6 protein-coding genes are annotated in these 2546 nt (G+C 45.6%); 3 read left to right on the forward strand and 3 right to left on the reverse strand.

Annotated elements, in window-relative coordinates; genetic code table 11:
* Positions 1-193: 193 nt before the first annotated feature.
* The 3 genes from A3751_RS16800 to A3751_RS16810 are packed head-to-tail and all read right to left on the reverse strand — an operon-like array spanning position 194 to position 938.
* Positions 194-424 (reverse strand): hypothetical protein, encoded by a 231-nt coding sequence (locus tag A3751_RS16800; RefSeq protein WP_068458104.1) that lies wholly within the window; start codon positions 422-424, stop codon positions 194-196.
* Positions 425-435: 11 nt separating this feature from the next.
* Positions 436-690: a Txe/YoeB family addiction module toxin gene (locus A3751_RS16805; RefSeq protein ID WP_068458107.1), complete on the reverse strand. Its 255-nt coding sequence runs from the start codon at positions 688-690 to the stop codon at positions 436-438.
* Positions 687-938, reverse strand: a complete 252-nt coding sequence (locus A3751_RS16810) for a type II toxin-antitoxin system Phd/YefM family antitoxin (protein ID WP_068458109.1) — start codon at positions 936-938, stop codon at positions 687-689. The genes A3751_RS16805 and A3751_RS16810 overlap by 4 nt, the downstream gene beginning before the upstream one ends.
* A gap of 102 nt (positions 939-1040) precedes the next feature.
* Between A3751_RS16810 and A3751_RS16815 the strand changes: the two genes are divergently transcribed.
* The 3 genes from A3751_RS16815 (at position 1041) to A3751_RS16825 (ending at position 2299) form a co-directional block, all read left to right on the forward strand.
* Entirely contained in the window at positions 1041-1400 is a 360-nt protein-coding gene (locus A3751_RS16815) for a VOC family protein (protein ID WP_068458112.1), read from the forward strand.
* Positions 1401-1497: 97 nt separating this feature from the next.
* Positions 1498-1893 carry a GFA family protein gene (locus tag A3751_RS16820; protein WP_082863339.1) on the forward strand — a complete coding sequence of 132 codons (396 nt, stop codon included), beginning with the start codon at positions 1498-1500 and terminating at the stop codon, positions 1891-1893.
* A gap of 49 nt (positions 1894-1942) precedes the next feature.
* The gene (locus tag A3751_RS16825; protein WP_197466436.1) at positions 1943-2299 is read left to right on the forward strand and encodes a hypothetical protein; all 357 of its coding nucleotides are present in this window, start codon (positions 1943-1945) and stop codon (positions 2297-2299) included.
* Positions 2300-2546 lie beyond the last annotated feature (247 nt).

Consider the following 2546-nt stretch of genomic DNA (forward strand, 5'->3'; position numbering starts at 1 on the left):
TATACGCTCTAAGGGAAGTTATGAGTAATAAAGGAGCTGGCTTATTTAGCCTCATCGCGAGTGGTGCGTTTACCGCTATTTGGTGGGTCTATTTGTTCGGCGTAAAACCTGACTGCTTATCGTCAATCGAGTAAGCAAAGCAGGCTTTTCTGTTTGCTATTTCGCCATCCCAAGCTGGTTCTTGGTTATTTATTTATACTCTCGTTTCAATATTCATTTGTATATTTTGCGCGGTTTTGTTCTTTTCTGGTCGCCAAACAAAAGTGGCGTTTGCAGTAACATTCGTACACGGGTTAATAGGTGTTTTTTTATATACTTGGGCACTGGTGGTGTTCATGTTTCTACCGCTTACTTTTGCAACAAAATCAGGGGCAAGCGAAAATGCATAAAAAGTGTTTAGCGGACCGGAAGGTTCGTTAAACACACTGTTATGCGCTAGTAGTGGTAGCGTAGTTGAGCGATAAGAAGGGAGTCATCATTAACTTTGTAAACAATTCTGTGCTCATCGTTAATGCGTCTAGACCAGTAACCAGACAGGGCATGTTTAAGTGGCTCTGGTTTACCAACGCCTTCGAAAGGGTCTCGCTTAATTTCATTAATAAGCGTATTAATTCGTTTCAATATCTTCTTATCTGTTTTCTGCCAGTATAGATAATCTTCCCATGCTTTTTCTGCAAAGATTAGCTTCACTCAATCAATTCCTTTTCTTGGCCCTTCCCAGCTTCGAGTTCAGCAATAGATTCAATCAGTCGTTTAGTGTTTTTGGGGCTTCGCAACAAGTAGGCTGTTTCTTCAAGCGCTTGGTAGTCATCCATAGAAATCATAACTACGGCGCCTTCTCCCTTGCGGGTAATTGCAATTGGTGCGTGGTCATCACAAACTTGCTCCATTGTTTTAGCAAGGTTGCTTCTGGCAGCTGTGTAGCTTATGCTCTCCATAAATCATCTCCTGTACATGTACGTAAATATGTACGCATTGTAAGCCTGCATAACCAGTTTATCAACCATCGCCAACAAGTTGCGCTATTCCGAGGAAACATCATGAACGAGCATGAGAAGATAAACTATGTTGAATTTCCAGCTGTGAACCTGAACGCCACAAAGAACTTCTTCTACGAGGTATTCAACTGGACGTTTGAGGACTTTGGCTCTGACTACACAGCTTTCTCTGGGCAAGGGTTGGATGGCGGTTTCTATAAGGCTGACCGCAAACCGATACCAGAAAACGGTGCAGCTTTAGTGGTATTTTACAGTTCCGACTTGCAGCAAACCTTACGCAAGATTCAATTGGCGGGCGGCGTAATTTCTAAGCCCATTTTTGCTTTTCCCGGTGGCAAGCGCTTTCATTTCATTGAGCCCAGCGGCAATGAGTTAGCGGTTTGGTCAGATACGGACGCATAGCAAATCAAGGCATGGTTATCTGGAAGATGAGCCGCAAAAGCACAGTTCAGTTTAAACCCAAACATGTTGTGCATACTTGAAGCAGGAGTTATCGGACATGAACAAGCCATATCAAGGATCATGCATGTGTGGCGTGGTGCAATTCTCTTTCACCGGGCCTGCGCTGTTCGTGGCCGATTGCGTTTGTGCGTCTTGCCGACAGGCGCATGGAGCATCTGCCGTCACGTGGGTTGGTGTAAAGAGCGCGCACTTTACGGTAGATGCCGGCATCGCTTCGCTACGGTGGTACCAATCATCCCAAGAATCAGAACGGGGATTTTGTACGGACTGCGGCACACGCATGTTCTTTCGCTCTAGCAAATGGCCAGGTGAGATGCATATGACCGTTGCGAATATCGCGCTGCCACACGACTTAATCGCGAGTAGTGTCAGTTTTGAACAAGAGCTTCCAGCATGGACCGCCATGTCGGTGAAGAAACACACCAAAAACTAATAAGCTGCCCTAGCAATCAGATACATCGTTTTAAACGTTCTAGGAGACAATGATGACCGCATTTCGACTATTACTGGGTACGATATTTATCGTGATTGCTGCCTATACAGCGATTGTTGTTTCAAACCATGGCCTAGGATTGTTACCCGTGTTTTTCGGAGACATCGCAAAAGTGGCATGGCCTGGGCAATTCAATCTCGACTTTATGTGCTTTTTGGCTTTGTCGGCCCTTTGGCTGGCGTGGCGCCATCATTTTAAGCCGGTTGGACTCATCTTGGGGCTCGCTGGTTTTCTTGGCGGGGCGTTTTTCCTAAGTGCTTATCTGCTGATTATGAGTTTCAAAGTGAAAGGCGACATCAACCTACTGCTCGTGGGACAAACTCGGTCTAACAGAGCATCGGCTTAAAGACGCCATAGATTGGCTCGGTTGATGTTGGCTATACGCCAGCAAACCGGGTGAACATAGCGCCCTAGACAGTGGCGAGCTCATGTTTTTTCGGCTCCGTTGATCACGTCCAGAGATGAAAACGGAGTCAAAACATGAGCGTTAAATGACGTTGCGCATGTCTCTAAAAAGTAACAAGATAAACGGGCTGCTTCGGTAGCCTTTTTTGATTCTGTACGTTATCCGCTATTGGCTGATGATTCAGTTA

This window comes from Oleiphilus sp. HI0080 (assembly GCF_001635135.1).